Source organism: Nonomuraea sp. NPDC005501, from assembly GCF_040605905.1.
Classification (GTDB): domain Bacteria; phylum Actinomycetota; class Actinomycetes; order Streptosporangiales; family Streptosporangiaceae; genus Nonomuraea.
In genome coordinates this window covers 63,057-77,214 of sequence record NZ_JBEXDT010000030.1, presented here as the reverse complement: position 1 = coordinate 77,214, position 14,158 = coordinate 63,057, and the positions used below count along the sequence as shown (strand labels likewise).

General features: G+C 73.7%; 12 protein-coding genes. 10 read left to right on the top strand and 2 right to left on the bottom strand.

Features of this window, described 5'->3' with window-relative positions:
- The 3 genes from ABZS51_RS17280 to ABZS51_RS17270 form a co-directional block, all read left to right on the top strand.
- Positions 1-718 (top strand): (Fe-S)-binding protein (locus ABZS51_RS17280; protein ID WP_355441523.1); only part of this gene is annotated, 718 nt, incomplete at its 5' end.
- Complete coding sequence (locus tag ABZS51_RS17275; RefSeq protein ID WP_355441520.1) at positions 715-2,100, top strand: lactate utilization protein B; 1,386 nt, start codon at positions 715-717, stop codon at positions 2,098-2,100. The genes ABZS51_RS17280 and ABZS51_RS17275, both read left to right, overlap by 4 nt.
- Complete coding sequence (locus ABZS51_RS17270; RefSeq protein WP_355441517.1) at positions 2,097-2,684, top strand: LUD domain-containing protein; 588 nt, start codon at positions 2,097-2,099, stop codon at positions 2,682-2,684. The genes ABZS51_RS17275 and ABZS51_RS17270 overlap by 4 nt, the downstream gene beginning before the upstream one ends.
- Before the next feature lie 21 nt (positions 2,685-2,705).
- Here the strand turns inward: ABZS51_RS17270 and ABZS51_RS17265 are convergent, their stop codons facing one another.
- Both ABZS51_RS17265 and ABZS51_RS17260 read right to left on the bottom strand, forming a co-directional pair.
- Complete coding sequence (locus tag ABZS51_RS17265; RefSeq protein ID WP_355441514.1) at positions 2,706-3,719, bottom strand: Vms1/Ankzf1 family peptidyl-tRNA hydrolase; 1,014 nt, start codon at positions 3,717-3,719, stop codon at positions 2,706-2,708.
- A 3-nt stretch (positions 3,720-3,722) separates the two neighbouring features.
- On the bottom strand, positions 3,723-4,130 hold the full coding sequence (locus ABZS51_RS17260; protein ID WP_355441511.1) for a DUF2795 domain-containing protein: 408 nt from the start codon (positions 4,128-4,130) through the stop codon (positions 3,723-3,725).
- 87 nt (positions 4,131-4,217) lie between these two features.
- On the opposite strand from ABZS51_RS17260, the gene ABZS51_RS17255 reads away from it, so the two are divergent.
- The 7 genes from ABZS51_RS17255 to ABZS51_RS17225 all read left to right on the top strand — a co-directional run bounded on the left by ABZS51_RS17255 (position 4,218) and on the right by ABZS51_RS17225 (position 14,003).
- A complete protein-coding gene (locus ABZS51_RS17255; RefSeq protein ID WP_355441508.1) occupies positions 4,218-5,297 on the top strand; it encodes a GNAT family N-acetyltransferase in 1,080 nt (359 codons plus the stop codon).
- Between the two features lie 62 nt (positions 5,298-5,359).
- Entirely contained in the window at positions 5,360-6,631 is a 1,272-nt protein-coding gene (locus ABZS51_RS17250; RefSeq protein ID WP_355441505.1) for an SAM-dependent methyltransferase, read from the top strand.
- A 66-nt stretch (positions 6,632-6,697) separates the two neighbouring features.
- Positions 6,698-7,546 carry a sirohydrochlorin chelatase gene (locus ABZS51_RS17245; RefSeq protein ID WP_310712205.1) on the top strand — a complete coding sequence of 283 codons (849 nt, stop codon included), beginning with the start codon at positions 6,698-6,700 and terminating at the stop codon, positions 7,544-7,546.
- Positions 7,547-7,577: 31 nt separating this feature from the next.
- Complete coding sequence (gene cobT, locus ABZS51_RS17240; protein ID WP_355441502.1) at positions 7,578-8,648, top strand: nicotinate-nucleotide--dimethylbenzimidazole phosphoribosyltransferase; 1,071 nt, start codon at positions 7,578-7,580, stop codon at positions 8,646-8,648.
- 104 nt (positions 8,649-8,752) lie between these two features.
- Complete coding sequence (gene cobA, locus ABZS51_RS17235; protein WP_310712207.1) at positions 8,753-9,985, top strand: uroporphyrinogen-III C-methyltransferase; 1,233 nt, start codon at positions 8,753-8,755, stop codon at positions 9,983-9,985.
- A complete protein-coding gene (locus ABZS51_RS17230) occupies positions 9,982-12,384 on the top strand; it encodes a dynamin family protein (protein WP_355441498.1) in 2,403 nt (800 codons plus the stop codon). Before cobA ends, ABZS51_RS17230 begins: the two co-directional genes overlap by 4 nt.
- Positions 12,381-14,003, top strand: a complete 1,623-nt coding sequence (locus ABZS51_RS17225) for a GTP-binding protein (protein ID WP_355441495.1) — start codon at positions 12,381-12,383, stop codon at positions 14,001-14,003. The genes ABZS51_RS17230 and ABZS51_RS17225 overlap by 4 nt, the downstream gene beginning before the upstream one ends.
- Positions 14,004-14,158 lie beyond the last annotated feature (155 nt).

Sequence of the window (14,158 nt, the reverse complement as noted above, 5' to 3'; positions counted from 1 at the left end):
CACGTGCGTGAACGACACGCTCTTCCCCGGCACCGGCAAGGCCGTCGTGTCCCTGCTGCGCCGGCTGGGCTGCGACGTCGACTTCCCCGCCGCGCAGACCTGCTGCGGCCAGATGCACGTCAACACCGGGTACCGCGAGGAGGGCGTGCGGCTCGCCCGCCACTTCACCGAGGTCTTCGCCGGGTACGACGCGGTCGTCGCGCCGTCGGGCTCCTGCGCCGCGATGGTCCGGGAGCAGTACCCCAAGCTCGTACGGCCCGGCAGCAGGGGAGCGGCGGCCGTCGCGGAGGTGGCGCCCCGGGTGTACGAGCTGACCGAGTTCCTGGTGGACGTGCTGAAGGTCGAGGACGTGGGGGCGTACTTCCCGCACCGGGTGACCTACCACCCGACCTGCCACTCGCTGCGCGGCCTGCACCTCGCCGACCGCCCGGCCCTGCTGCTCCGCAACGTCCGCGGCCTCGACCTCGTCCCGCTGGCCGGGGCCGAGGAGTGCTGCGGGTTCGGCGGGACGTTCGCGGTCAAGAACCCGGCCGTCTCCGCGGCGATGGGCGCCGACAAGGTGCGCAGCGTCCTCGACACGGGCGCCGAGGTGCTCTGCGCGGCCGACAACTCGTGCCTCATGCACATCGGCGGCATGCTCGGCCGCCAGCGGACCGGCGTCCGGGTCATGCATCTGGCCGAGATCCTCGCCTCCACCGAAGAGGGCAAAGCATCATGAGCGCCACTTTCCTCGGCATGCCCGGAAATTTCCCGAAAAACGCCGCGCAGGCCGTTCAGAATTCGCAGCTCCGGTACAACCTCCGCAAGGCCACGCACACCATCCGCGGCAAGCGCGCGAGCGTCGTCGGCGAGCTGCCCGACTGGCAGGAGCTGCGCGCCGCCGGCAAGGCGATCAAGGACGAGACCCTGCGCCACCTCGACCGGTATCTCGTCCAGCTGGAGGAGGCCGTCACCGCCGCCGGCGGCCACGTCCACTGGGCGAGGGACGCCGCCGAGGCCAACCGCATCGTCGCCGCCCTGGTCAAGGCCACCGGCGAGACCGAGGTGGTCAAGGTCAAGTCCATGGCCACCCAGGAGATCGGGCTCAACGAGGCGCTGGCCGCCGAGGGCGTCACCGCGTACGAGACCGACCTCGCCGAGCTGATCGTCCAGCTCGGCGACGACTTCCCCAGCCACATCCTCGTGCCCGCCATCCACCGTAACCGGGCGGAGATCCGCGAGATCTTCCTCGACAAGATGGACGACGCGCCGCCCGGCCTGACCGACGAGCCCGCGGCCCTGGCCGAGGCCGCCCGCGTCCACCTGCGCGAGCGCTTCCTGCGCAGCAAGGTGGCGATCTCGGGCGCCAACTTCATGATCGCCGAGACCGGCACGCTCGTCGTCCTGGAGTCCGAGGGCAACGGCCGCATGTGCCTGACCCTGCCGGAGACGCTGATCAGCGTGGTGGGCATCGAGAAGGTGCTGCCCACCTGGCGCGACCTGGAGGTCTTCCTCCAGCTCCTGCCGCGCAGCTCCACCGGCGAGCGGATGAACCCGTACACGAGCACGTGGACCGGCTCCGCCGAGGGGCAGGACTTCCACCTCGTTCTCCTCGACAACGGCCGCACGGACGTCCTCGCCGACGAGGTCGGCCGCCAGGCCCTGCGCTGCATCCGCTGCTCGGCCTGCCTCAACGTCTGCCCGGTCTACGAGCGCGCCGGCGGCCACGCGTACGGGTCGGTCTACCCCGGCCCCATCGGCGCCATCCTCACCCCGCAGCTGCGCGGCATGACCTCGGATCTCGACGCGTCGCTGCCCTACGCCTCCAGCCTGTGCGGCGCCTGCTACGAGGTGTGCCCGGTCGCCATCGACATCCCCGAGGTCCTCGTCGACCTGCGGGCCAAGGCGCCGCATGGCGCGGCCGAGCGGGCCGGCATGCGCGTCGCCGGATGGGTGCTCAACGACCAGGCCCGGCTGGCCACGGCGCAGCGGGCCGCCACCCGGCTGCGCAAGCTGGTGCCCAGGCGGCTGCCGGGTCCGCTGTCGGCGTGGACCGACACCCGGGACCTGCCGGACATCCCGGAGGAATCCTTCAGAGACTGGTGGGAGCGAGAAGGGTGAGCAGGAGCGCGCGCGAGGAGATCCTCGCCCGGATCAGGCGGGCCGTCGACGGGGCCCCGGAGGTGGAGATCCCCCGGGACTACCGCGCGACGGCGCCGGTGGACGACCTGGTGGCCCTGTTCGCCGAGCGGGTGGGCGACTACCGGGCGATCGTCCACGTCGTGCCCGAGGCCGAGGTCCCGGCCACCATCGCCGAAATCGTCGCGGGGCGGCACATGGTCGTCCCCGACGGGCTCCCGGAGGCGTGGACGCCCGCGCGGGAGGCGGGCGCGTCCCCGGCCGACCCGTACACGGCGGACGGCGTCATCACCGGATGCGCCGTCGCCGTCGCCGAGACCGGCACCATCGTGCTCGACACGGGGCCGGGCCAGGGGAGCAGGGCGCAGACGCTCGTCCCCGACTACCACCTGTGCGTGGTCCGGGCGGACCAGATCGTGGCCGGGGTGCCCGAGGCCGTCGCCCGGCTCGATCCGGCCCGCCCGCTCACCTGGATCAGCGGCCCCTCGGCGACGAGCGACATCGAGCTCAACCGCGTCGAGGGCGTCCACGGCCCCAGGACGCTGGAGGTCCTGATCAGCACCTGATCCCGTCAGTGCCGGACCACGTCAGTACCTGATGACGGCCGCGACGTCGGACACCTTGTCGGTGAACCACAGCTCCGCGTCCGTCATGGCCGCCGCCCTGGCCAGCGCCGAGTCGGCGCGCTCACGCACCGGCTCCTCGACGCCCCACCCCCGCAGCTCCCCCTCGTCGGTGGAGACCTGCGTGCCGCCCTCGCCGACCCACACCTCACGCGGCAGCTCACCGGGCGACAGCAGGGCGTGCACGCGCCCCTCGCGCAGCGCCTGGAACACCTGGGCCAGCCCTGTCGGTCCGGACGCCTCGCGGTGCCGGTCGAGCAGCTCGGCCCGTCTGCCCTCCAGCCACGCGTCGAGCGCCTCCTCGACGTCCCGCTCGAACGCCCCGTGGCCGGAGCGGCTGCCGTGCTCCACCATCACGATCCGGTCCGACGCCTTCGTGCCGAGGTGGTCGGTGAGCATGGCCCGCGACTTCGGGTCGCCGGCCACCAGGACGAGCTCGGCGCCGATCCGCCGCACCTGCTCGTCCACCTCCCGCGCCACCGCCGCCGCGTTCCTCTCCCAGGTCTCCTCCACCGCGTTCTCGTAGCGCCGCTGCGACCAGCCGCCCTGTGCGGTCTTCTGCAACGGCCAGTCCTCCGCCTCCACGGTGGACGTACGCGGCGAGCCGCCCCCGAAGACCGTCACCTCGGCGCCCGCGTGGTCCACGATGACCCGCAGGTGCGGCACGTTCTCGCCCCTCGCCAGGAGCAGCGGCGTGACGTGCGGCAGCGGCGACCAGACCGCCAGCTCGCTCGGCGGCGGCTCGGCCAGCGGCTCGGCGAGGACGACGTCGCCGTGGGTGGCGAACAGCGCCTGGCCCGGCCCCGGCCGTAGGGCCTCGCTCTCCACGACCTTCAGCGTGTCGGGGTCCGCCGCATCCAGCCGGTCCCGGACGGCGTGCCAGCGGGACTCACGGTCCCTCTCAGTGAACGCCCCCGTGTAGACCGACGCGTACGGCCCGCGGCGCTCGTACAACGGCCGGATGAAGTCGAGCCGCACGGGTCACCACCTCCGCCTCTCCATCCCGAGTCCCAGGGCCTCGGCCACCTGAGCGACGTTCTCGAAGCTGCGGTCCGGCAGCCTCCGCACCATGCCGACGATGTTGTCCGGCGCGTGCCCGTCCTGCGCCTGCCGCACCAGCTCGTCCTTGGAGGACGGGAAATGGCTGTCGTTGAGCCACCTGGCCAGGTCGCTGCGGGCCTCGACGCCCTCCTGCGTGATGCCCTCGGGGGTGCCGGGCTCGTGTCCGGGCGGGTACTTGCCGTGACTCTCCTCGCCGGTGGCTGACATGGGCTCGGGCTCCTTCCACTCCTCCGCGTGGGTCGGGCCGCCGCCGCGTACCAGTCCCTCGGTCTCGTGCTTCTGCTGCTCGTCGACGCGCGGAGTGTGTTTGGCGCTTCCTCGATCCATGGTTCTCACTCCTCTCCTGGGCGCCCCTACCCCCGCTTTCATGGGCAAACATCGCAGAGAACATCGCGCCTGTGTACGCTGCCGGTCGTGTTCGATGCCGATGTGAAGGTCGTCACCCCCCGGCTCACGCTCCGCCCCTTCGGCCCGGCCGACGCCGCGCGGATCAGATCGATCGTGGAGTCCGGCGTCCGGTTCCTGCCGCCGGGAGCGCCCGCGCACGTCGCCGGCGTCTCCCACTGGCTGCAGACCGGCGTGCACGAGCTGCGGGAGTCCGGCCAGGGCACGCATCTGGCGATGGCCGACGCCGAGGGCCGCATCGTCGGCGCCATCAGCCTGTTCAAGACGTCCTGGGGCGCCGGCACGACCGAGGTCGGCTACGGCGTCCACCCGCTCCACCGGGGCCGCGGCTACGCCACCGAGGCCGTGCGCGGGCTGACCGCGTGGGTGTTCGCCACCACCGACCTGCGCCGCGTCGACCTGACGGCCAACCTGGACAACCTCGCCTCGCTCCGCGTCGCCCAGAAGTCCGGCTTCACCTGGGAGGGCGTGCTGCGCGAGGCCAGCCTGGAGGACGACGGGCCGCACGACCTCGTCGTCTTCGGCCTGCTCCGCGAGGACGGCCGCACCCCGGCCGAGACGCTGCCCCGGGCCGAGCTGCGCACCCCGCGCCTGCTGCTGCGCCCCCTGTCGGAGGCGGACGTGCCCGGCCTGGCCGCCACCGGCGCCGACTCCCTCACCCAGGCCAGGACCGGCGTGCCGCGCGGCTACACCGAGGCCGACGCCAGGGCCTTCGTCGCCGTCGCCGAGCGGATGCGCGTCAGGGGCGAGGGGATCGCCTGGGCCGCCGTCGAGCTGGACGGCGGCCGGTTCGCCGTCAACGTGGACCTGCGGGACGTCGACTGGCGCAACGAGTCCGCCGAGGTCGGCTACATGACCGCGCCGTGGGCGCGCGGCAACGGGTACGCGGGGGAGGCCGTGCTCGGCGTCGCCCGGTGGCTGTTCGAGGTCCAGCGGTTCCAGCGGCTCGTGCTGCGCGCCGCCGTCTCCAACCCCGCCTCCCAGCGCGTGGCCGAGAAGGCCGGCTTCGTCCGCGAGGGCGTCGCCCGCAACGCGCTGCGCGGCGAGGACCTCGTCGTCTACAGCCTCGTCCCGTCCGACCTGCCCTAGCGCGGCATCTGGTTAAACCGCCACGAAACCGTCACTCTTGGTGGTGAGGACGGTGAGGCGCCATGATCACGGTGGTCGGCTGGGACGGATCGGAGCTGTCGGCCGAGGCCGTCGACCGGCTCCACGCGGCGACGCTGGTCGTGGGCCCCGGCGCCCTGCTGGGCCGGCTCGAACTCTCGGCGGCCGTCGTGCCCGACGACACGCTCCTGCAGCCCCACGACCGCATTCTCCCGGAGCCCCACGACCGCACGCTTCCGGAGACCCACGACCGCACGCTCCTGCAGCCCCACGGCCGCACGCTCCTGGAGACCCTCGACCGGCACGCGGAGGAGGGCGGCGGCCCGGTCGTCGTCCTCACCCAGGGCGACCCCGGCTTCTTCGGCGTCGTCCGGTCCCTGCGGGCCCACGGCCTGCGGCCCGAGGTGCTGCCCGCCACCGCACTCGTCACCCGCGCCTTCGCCTGCGCCGGGCTGCCCTGGGAGGACGCCCTCGTCGTCGCCCCGGCCGGCCCGCACCACCTCGGCCGGGTCGTCAACGCCTGCCGCGCCCACCCCAAGGTGGCGATCCTCGTCACCCCGGGCGTCGGCCCCGCCGAGATCGCCCGCGAGCTGGCCCCCACCACCCCCCGCTCGCTCATCGTCTGCCAGGATCTCGGCGGCCCCGACCGGCGCGTCACCCACAGCCGCATGGGCGAGGCCACCACCCGCCCCTGGAAGGACCCGGACGTGGTGCTGGTCATCGACCCGCTGCACCGGCCCGGCCCGCCCGGATGGGTGGCGGGCGCGCAGCCCGGACCGGCCGAGTGGGCGCTGCCGCTCGGCGGCCCCCTGCCCCCGGAGGTCATGGCGTTCGTCCTGGCCAAGCTCGGCCCCCGGCTCGGCGACCTGGTGTGGGACGTCGGCGCGGGCTCCGGCGAGATCGCCGTCGAGTGCGCCAGGCTCGGCGCGGCCGTCATGGCCGTCGAGCGTGACGAGCAGGCCTGCGCCCGGCTGCGCGCCTCCGTGCTCGCCCACGGCGTCAAGGTCGCGCTCACCCGCGGCCAGGCGCCTCCGGCGCTGGAGCCCCTGCCCGACCCGGACGCCGTGTTCGTGGGCGGAGGCGGCATCGACGTGATCGTCGCCTGCGCCGCGCGCCGCCCCCGCACACTCGTGTGCGCCGTCAGGACCCTGGAACGCGTGCCGACCGTGCTCGACCGGCTCCGCGAGCACGGCTATCGTGCCGAGGGCACCCAGATCCTCGCCTCCAAGCTCATCCTCCAGCCCGACGGCGCGCACGGCCTGGCCGCCTCCGACCCGGTCTTCGTCGTCCACGCGGTCCCCGCGTACACCGAGTGACCTGTCGCTCACGGGTGCGCATCGGTTATCCTCGCGTGTCTTTGTCTACCTCCGGAGATTCCCTCGATGAAGCCGCCGCTCCTGCTGATCGGGCAGGGCTCGAACGATGACGCCGACTCCGCGGAGTTCGGCAGGTTCGTCCACCGGCTCCGCTGCCGGCTCGACCAGCACGCCGCCGACGTCTCCGGCGGCTACCTGGAGCGCGCCACGCCGCGGTTGAGCGAGTCCGTGGCCTCCCTGGTCGCCCGCGGCCACCACCGCCTGGTGGCGCTGCCGCTGAGCCTCAGCCGCGTCGGTGAGGAGTGGCCGCAGGCGCTGGAGGCCGAGACGCGACGCCACCCCACGCTGATGTACGACTACGGCCGCCCCCTCGGCCCCGACCCCCGCGTGCTCGCCCTGCTGGCCGAGCGGCTCAAGGACGCCGCCACCGAGATGCCGCGCCTGCGCCCCCTGGAGGTCGTCGGCGGCAGGTTCCGCCAGCTGCGAGCGGTCGACGCTCCGGCCGCCGAGTTGCAGCCCGGCCACGTCGAGCCCGGAGACACCGCCGTCGTGCTGGTCGGCGAGGGCTCCACGGACCCGGCCGCCAACGCCGAGATCCACCGCGTGTCCCGGCTGTTCTGGGAGACCCACGCCTACGACTTCATGACCGTCGAGACGGCGTTCGTCTCCGTCACTCCGCCCGGCGTGCCCGGTGGGCTCGAACGCTGCCGCCGCCTCGGCGCCAAGCGCGTCATCGTGGTGCCCTACCTGCTGTTCGCCGGCGGGGTGCTGGAGCGGGTGTGGGCGCAGGCGCTCGCCTACGGTGCGGGCCATCCCGACCTCGACATCCGCTGCGCCGAGGTGATCGGCGACTGCGACACCCTGGCCGACGTCGTCATCGACCGCTACGAGGAAGCACTCCAGCTCGTCCCCTGACCCCACCTTCCTGATCCCTCGGAGGTTCGCCGTGCTCGCAGAGACGCTCGCCGCGATCCGTCCCGCCGACCCCCGGGCGCTCGCCGAGGCCCGCGCCCACCAGGACCGCCTCACCAAGCCTCGGGGCTCGCTGGGCGTGCTGGAGGAGGTCGCCGTACGGCTCGCCGGTGCGGCCGGGGTCAGCCCGCCGCCCATGCCCGAGCCCGCGGCGCTGGCCATCTTCGCGGCCGACCACGGCGTCCACGCCAGCGGCGTCACGCCCTGGCCGCAGGAGGTGACCGTCCAGATGGTCGCCAACTTCCTCGCCGGCGGCGGCGTGGCCAACGCCTTCGCGGCCCAGGCGGGCGTCTCGGTGACCGTGGTGGACGTCGGCGTCGCGGCCGACCTGCCCGACGCGCCGTCGCTGCTCAAGCGGAAGATCGGGTACGGCACCGCCGACCTGTCCAAGGGGCCGGCCATGACCGTCGACCAGGCGGCGCGGGCCATCGAGGCGGGCATCGCGGTCGCCCGCGACCTGGTCGCCGGCGGGGCCCGCTGCCTGATCACCGGCGACATGGGCATCGCCAACACCACGGCCTCCGCCGCGCTCGTCGCCGCCTTCACCGGGGCCGACCCGGCCGACGTGACCGGGCGCGGCACCGGCGTGGACGACGCCACGTACGAGCGGAAGGTCGGCATCGTCCGCGAGGCCCTGCGCGTCAACGGCGTCACCCGGGCGGGCACCGAGGCCAGCGACGCGCTGCGCGTGCTCGCCGCCGTCGGCGGGTTCGAGCACGCGGCCATCGCCGGTTACATCCTCGGCGGCGCCGCCGCGCGCGTTCCGGTGATCCTCGACGGCGTCATCGCCGGAGCCGCCGCCCTGGCCGCCGCGGCCCTGGACCCCGCCAGCGTCGACCACTGCGTCGCCGGGCACCTCTCGGCCGAGCCCGGCCACACCGCGGCCCTGGCCGCCCTGGGGCTGCGCCCCCTCGTCGACCTGGAGCTCAGGCTGGGCGAGGGCACCGGCGCCCTGCTCGCCCATCCCCTCGTCTGCGCGGCCGTCCGCACCATGCACGAGGTCGCCACGTTCGACTCGGCGGGGGTGACCGAGAAACCGGTGTGACGGCTGATGACACGGGTTGACGCGGGCGAAACACCGGGCGCGCCCGGACCCGGTAGGTTTACCTCCTGACACAGCCCAACCCTCGCGAACGGGAGAATCCCACCATGGGCCCCTACCTCCTCGGCCTGCGGCTCTCGGGTCGCCGGGTCCTCGTCGTGGGCGGCGGCCGCGTCGCCCAGCGCCGGGTTCCCGCCCTGCTGGAGGCGGGCGCGGTGGTCACCCTGGTGTCGCCCGGTGTCACCCCCGCCCTCGACGACCTCATCGCCGCCGGCCGCGTCACCTGGCACGCCCGGCCGTACGAGGTGGGCGACTGCGACGGCGCCTGGCTCGTCCAGGCCTGCACCGACCAGCGGTCCGTCAACACGGCGGTCGCCGCCGAGGCCGAGGCCAAGCACATCTGGTGCGTACGCGCCGACGACAAGGACGCCACCGCCGCCTGGACCCCCGCCTCCGGGCGCGTGGACGAGATCACCGTGGCCGTCACCGCGGGCGGCGACCCACGCAGGGCCGCCGGCATCAGGGACGCCGTGGTGGGCGCCCTGCGCGACGGCACCGTGGACGCCCGGCGCAGCCGCACCAAGCCCGTCGGCGTGGCCCTCGTCGGCGGTGGGCCCGGCGACCCCGGCCTCATCACCGTGCGCGGCCGGCAGCTCCTGGCCCAGGCGGACGTCGTGGTCGCCGACCGCCTCGCGCCCCGCGCCCTCCTCGACGAGCTCGCGCCGGACGTCGAGCTGATCGACGCCGCCAAGGTCCCGTACGGCAGGTCACTGCCCCAGGAGAAGATCAACGAGCTGCTCGTGGACCGCGCCCGGCAGGGCAAGTTCGTGGTGCGGCTCAAGGGCGGCGACCCGTTCGTGTTCGGTCGCGGCGGTGAGGAGATGCTCGCCTGCGCCCGCGCCGGGATCCCCGTGGTCGTCGTGCCCGGCATCACCAGCGCCGTCGCCGTGCCCGCCTCGGCCGGGGTCCCCGTGACCCATCGGGGCGTCAGCCAGGAGTTCCACGTCGTGTCCGTGCACGTGGCGCCCGACGATCCCGCCTCGACCGTCGACTGGCCCGCCATGGCCCGCTCGCAGGGCACATTGGTCCTGCTGATGGCCGTGGAGCGGCTCGCCAAGGTGGCCGAGGCCCTCCTGCGGGACGGACGCTCACCGGAGACTCCCGTAATGGTGGTGCAGGACGGTACCCTTCCGACCCAGCGGGCGGTTATCGCTCCACTGTCCACCGTGGCCGACCGCGTGTCCGCGGCCGGGATACGGCCGCCGGCGATCGTCGTCGTCGGCGATGTCGTGAGCGTCGGCCAGGAGGTCGAGATGGTTCGAGCGGAGCGCTTGCCGTGAACACGGCCATGGATGACGGGCGCCAGGAGTCGCCGGGGGAGCAGACGTTGCGCTTCCGCGCCATCACGGACGAGGACGCCGCCGACCCCGGCGCCGCCTCACCGGCCGCGCAGCCGGAGGAGGACCCCTCACCAGAGGCGGGAACGGACTCCGTACCGGAACCGGAGTCCCAGCTCGCAACGGAGCCCGAGCCCGAACCCGAACCCGAGCCGGAGCCTGAGTTCGCGACGGAGCCCGAGCCCGAGTACGCAACGGAGCCCGAGCCCGAACCGGAGCCGGAGCCTGAGTTCGCGACGGAGCCGGAGCCCGAGGAGCCGCCCGCCTCCCGGCCCTCGCTCTTCCAACCCGCGGCCTTCCGCCCGCCGGCCTCCCGGGCCTCGGCCGCGCAGGCAGAGCCCGAGGCCGCCACCGTGCCCTCGACCGAGCCCGAGCCCGAGCTCTCGACCGACGCCGTGCCCTCGACCGAGCCCGAGCCCGAGCCCGAGCTCTCGACCGTCGCCGAGCCCTCGACCGAGCCCGAGCCCGAGCCCACGGCCGTCGCCGAGCCCTCGCCCGAGCCCGACGCCGAGCCTGAGCCCCAGACCGACGCCGACGCCGACACGCAGCCGGGGACCGATCCCGATCCTGATCCCGAGACCGGGACCGCTCAGGCGGAGCCCGAGACCGGGAGCACCCGGCAGCCGGCGACAGACCCGGACCCGGACCCGGAGACAAAGCCGGACCCGGAGCCCGAGGCCAAGGCTGGGACGGGGGCGCAGGCTCTTCCCCCGGAGACCGTCGCCGCGCTCACCTCCGCCCTCGACACCCTCCGCGTCAGCGTCGCCGACCTGCGCTTCGGCCTCGACCTGCCGGGCGCCGACGAGGCCAGGCAGGCCCGCGCCGACCTCCTGGCCCAGCTCCAGGACTACGTGCTGCCCAGGGTGCGCACCAACACCGCGCCCGCCCTCATCGTGGTCGCCGGCTCGACCGGCGCCGGCAAGTCCACGCTGGTCAACTCCCTGGCCGAGAAGAACGTCTCCCGCACCGGCGTCCGCCGCCCCACCACCGGCGTACCCGTGCTGGCCTGCCACCCGGAGGACCAAAGGTGGTTCGCCGAGGGAGAGCTGCTCGGCGGCCTGCGGCGCATCGACAAGCCCACGGCCGAGTCCGGCCCCGACAGCCTCGTCGTCGTCCCCACCGAGAAGCTGCCGCAGGGCGTGGCGCTGCTCGACACCCCCGACATCGACTCGGTCGTCGAGAAGCACCACGAGATCGCGCAGCGCATGCTCGACGCCGCCGACCTGTGGGTCTTCGTCACGACCGCCGCCCGCTACGCCGACGCCCCCGCCTGGAACCTCCTGCGCATGGCCAAGGAGCGCGGCGCCCGCCTGGCCATCGTCCTGTCGCGGGTCCAGCCGAAGGCGCGCGAGGTGGTGCTGAAGCACTTCGCCCGCATGCTCACCGAGTACGGCCTGGGGGAGATCGACCGGTTCGTCATCAGTGAGTCCAAGGTGGTCGACGGCCGGCTGCCTGACAGCGAGGTCACCGACCTGCGTCTGTGGCTGGCCGAGCTGTCGGTCGACGAGGAGCGCCGGGCGCAGGCCGTACGGGAGACCCTGGACGGCGTGCTCGACAGCTTCCGCACCCGCGTACCCGCGCTGGCCAAGCACATGGAGACGCAAGTGGCGTTCCGGGGCGAGCTGCGCTCCGACGTGGACGCCGCGTACCGCAACGCGCTGTCCGACATCGACCGGGCCTTCCGCGGCGGCTCGCTCATCCACGGCGAGGTGCTCGCGCGGTGGCAGGACTTCGCGGGCTCGGGCGACCTCATGCGCACGCTGCAACTGCGCAGGCGCGGCCGCGCGGCCCGGCAGGCCCCCGAGCGGGTGCTGGCGTTCAGGGCGGCGCTGCGCGCCGGTCTGGAGTCGGTGATCGTCGCGGCCGCCACCCGCGCCGCCGACGAGGTGGCGGCCCGCTGGCGCCACCGCTCGCCGCTCGGCGCGAAGCTCGCCGCCGATCTCGACCGGCCCTCCGACGATCTCGTACGGCACGCGGCCCGCGCCATCGCCGCCTGGCAGGAGCACGTCACCGAGCTCGTGCGCACCGACGGAGTGGCCAAGCGCTCGGTGTCGAAGGTCGTGTCGTTCGACGCCGACTCGCTGTCGTTGATCTTCATGGTGGCGATGTTCAGCGGCGCGACCACGGGTGTGCCGCACCGGCTGGTCAACGCCCTGCTGGGCGCCGAGTCGCTGCGCGGCATCGGGGCGAAGGCGCTCAGCGACCTGCGCGCCAGGATCGGCATGCTGTTCGACGAGGAGTCCATGCGTTACGTGCAGGCGCTCGACTCGGCCGGGATCCCGGACGAGTCCATCGCGACACGGCTCTACCAGGCCACGTACAACCTTGAGGTGGCGCGATGACCACCATGACCACCAGGCCCGGCCTGGCGCCGCGGCTCACCGCGCTCACCAAGCTCGTGGAGCTCGGGCCGGGACGGCTGGAGCCCAAGCTGCTGGCCGAGGCGAGCACGCTGCTCAAGCGGGCCGGCGAGCGGCTCAAGCTGTCGTCGGAGCACACCGTCGTCGCGCTGGCCGGAGGCACGGGCAGCGGCAAGTCGTCGCTGTTCAACGCCATCTCGGGGCTGGAGCTGTCGCCCACGGGCGTGCGGCGGCCCACCACGGCGCGCACCCATGCCTGCGTGTGGGGGCTGGAAGGCGCCGCGCCGCTGCTCGACTGGCTGCAGATCCAGGAACGGCACCGGTTCGCCCGTGCCAGCGCCCTCGACCGGGGCGAGAGCCAGCTCCACGGGCTGATCCTGCTCGACCTGCCCGACCACGACTCGATCAGGGCCCTCACCGACAACGAGGCGGACCGGCTCATCGGCCGGGCCGATCTGGTGGTGTGGGTGCTGGACCCGCAGAAGTACGCCGACGCCTCCACGCACCGCCGCTACGTGACGGAGCTGGCGGGGCACGAGGCGGTGACCGTGTTCGCGCTCAACCAGGCCGACAAGCTGAGCGCCGCCGAGCTCGCCGAGCTCGTCATCGACCTCAACGACCTGCTGCGCCGCGAAGGCGTCGAGCACCCGACCGTCGTCCCCACCTCGGCGACCACCGGACGCGGGGTGGACAGTCTCAAGACCGTCGTCGCGGGAGCCGTCTCCCGGCGCCGGGCCGCCATCCAGAAGCTGGAAGCCGACCTCCACCGGCTCGAACAGCGGATCAGCACGGCCATGCCGGTGGGGGAGTCCCTGTCCGCCCCGTCGGCCGTGGACGACGCCCGCAGGCTCGGCCTCACCGACGCCCTGTGCGACGCCGTGGGCGTCCCGGCGGTGGGCGAGGCCATGGAGAACGTCTACGCCGAACGCTCCATGAATTGGGTCGGCTGGCCGTACCCGCGCTGGATCTCCAAGCTCCGGCCCGACCCGGTCAAGACGCTGCGGTTGCAGGACGTCGGGGACGAGATCCGCGGCATCACCACCGGCACGGTCAGCGCCCAGACCGCGGAGGTGGTGAACGCGGTGCAGGCCCTCGCCGACGGGTTGTCGGGCGACATGCAGCCGGTGTGGCGGTCGTCCCTGCATCACGCCGCCCGCTCGCGCCTCAAGCAGCTTCCGCAGGCCCTCACGGAGGATCTCTCGGAGGTGGCGCCCCGGCTCGACCAGGTGCCGGGCTGGTGGTGGCTGCTGAAGATCTGGCAGTACCTGCTGGTGGCGGCGTTCGTGCTCGGACTGGGCTGGCTGGTGACGGGACTGTTCCTGCCCGGCCAGTCGCCGCTCGGCGTCCAGCTCCTGGGTGACACGGCAGCGCTGCCATGGGTGGGGCTGATGATGGCCTCGGTCCTGGGCCTCGGGGCACTGTCGGGCATCGCCGCACGCAACTTCGTCGAGCTGGGAGCATCGAAGGAGCGCGAACGGCTGGAACGGGAGATGCGGCGACGGGTCGCGGCGGTGGCGGAGACCATGGTGGTGGAGCCGGTCGAACGCGAGCTCGGCCGCCACCACACCTTCTACACGGCCATCCGCACCCTCGCCGGCTAGCTGGCCCGCACACTCGCATTCGCCCGTTCGCGCCGACCGACGGCCCTGCCACGGTCCGGCAGGGCGATGCAGTCCGGTACGGTGTCGCGTTCTCGTACGGTGCCGCCGGTTTCGTACGGTTTCGCGGTTTCCTACGGTGTCCCGGTTTCCTACGG

Bases quoted from the DNA above. Each gene is read 5' to 3' on its own strand.
- cobA (WP_310712207.1), top strand. From the start codon at position 8,753: ATGGGCCCCTACCTCCTCGGCCTGCGGCTCTCGGGTCGCCGGGTCCTC.
- ABZS51_RS17225 (WP_355441495.1), top strand. From the start codon at position 12,381: ATGACCACCATGACCACCAGGCCCGGCCTGGCGCCGCGGCTCACCGCG.
- ABZS51_RS17245 (WP_310712205.1), top strand. From the start codon at position 6,698: ATGAAGCCGCCGCTCCTGCTGATCGGGCAGGGCTCGAACGATGACGCC.
- ABZS51_RS17260 (WP_355441511.1), bottom strand. From the start codon at position 4,130: ATGGATCGAGGAAGCGCCAAACACACTCCGCGCGTCGACGAGCAGCAG.
- ABZS51_RS17250 (WP_355441505.1), top strand. From the start codon at position 5,360: ATGATCACGGTGGTCGGCTGGGACGGATCGGAGCTGTCGGCCGAGGCC.
- ABZS51_RS17275 (WP_355441520.1), top strand. From the start codon at position 715: ATGAGCGCCACTTTCCTCGGCATGCCCGGAAATTTCCCGAAAAACGCC.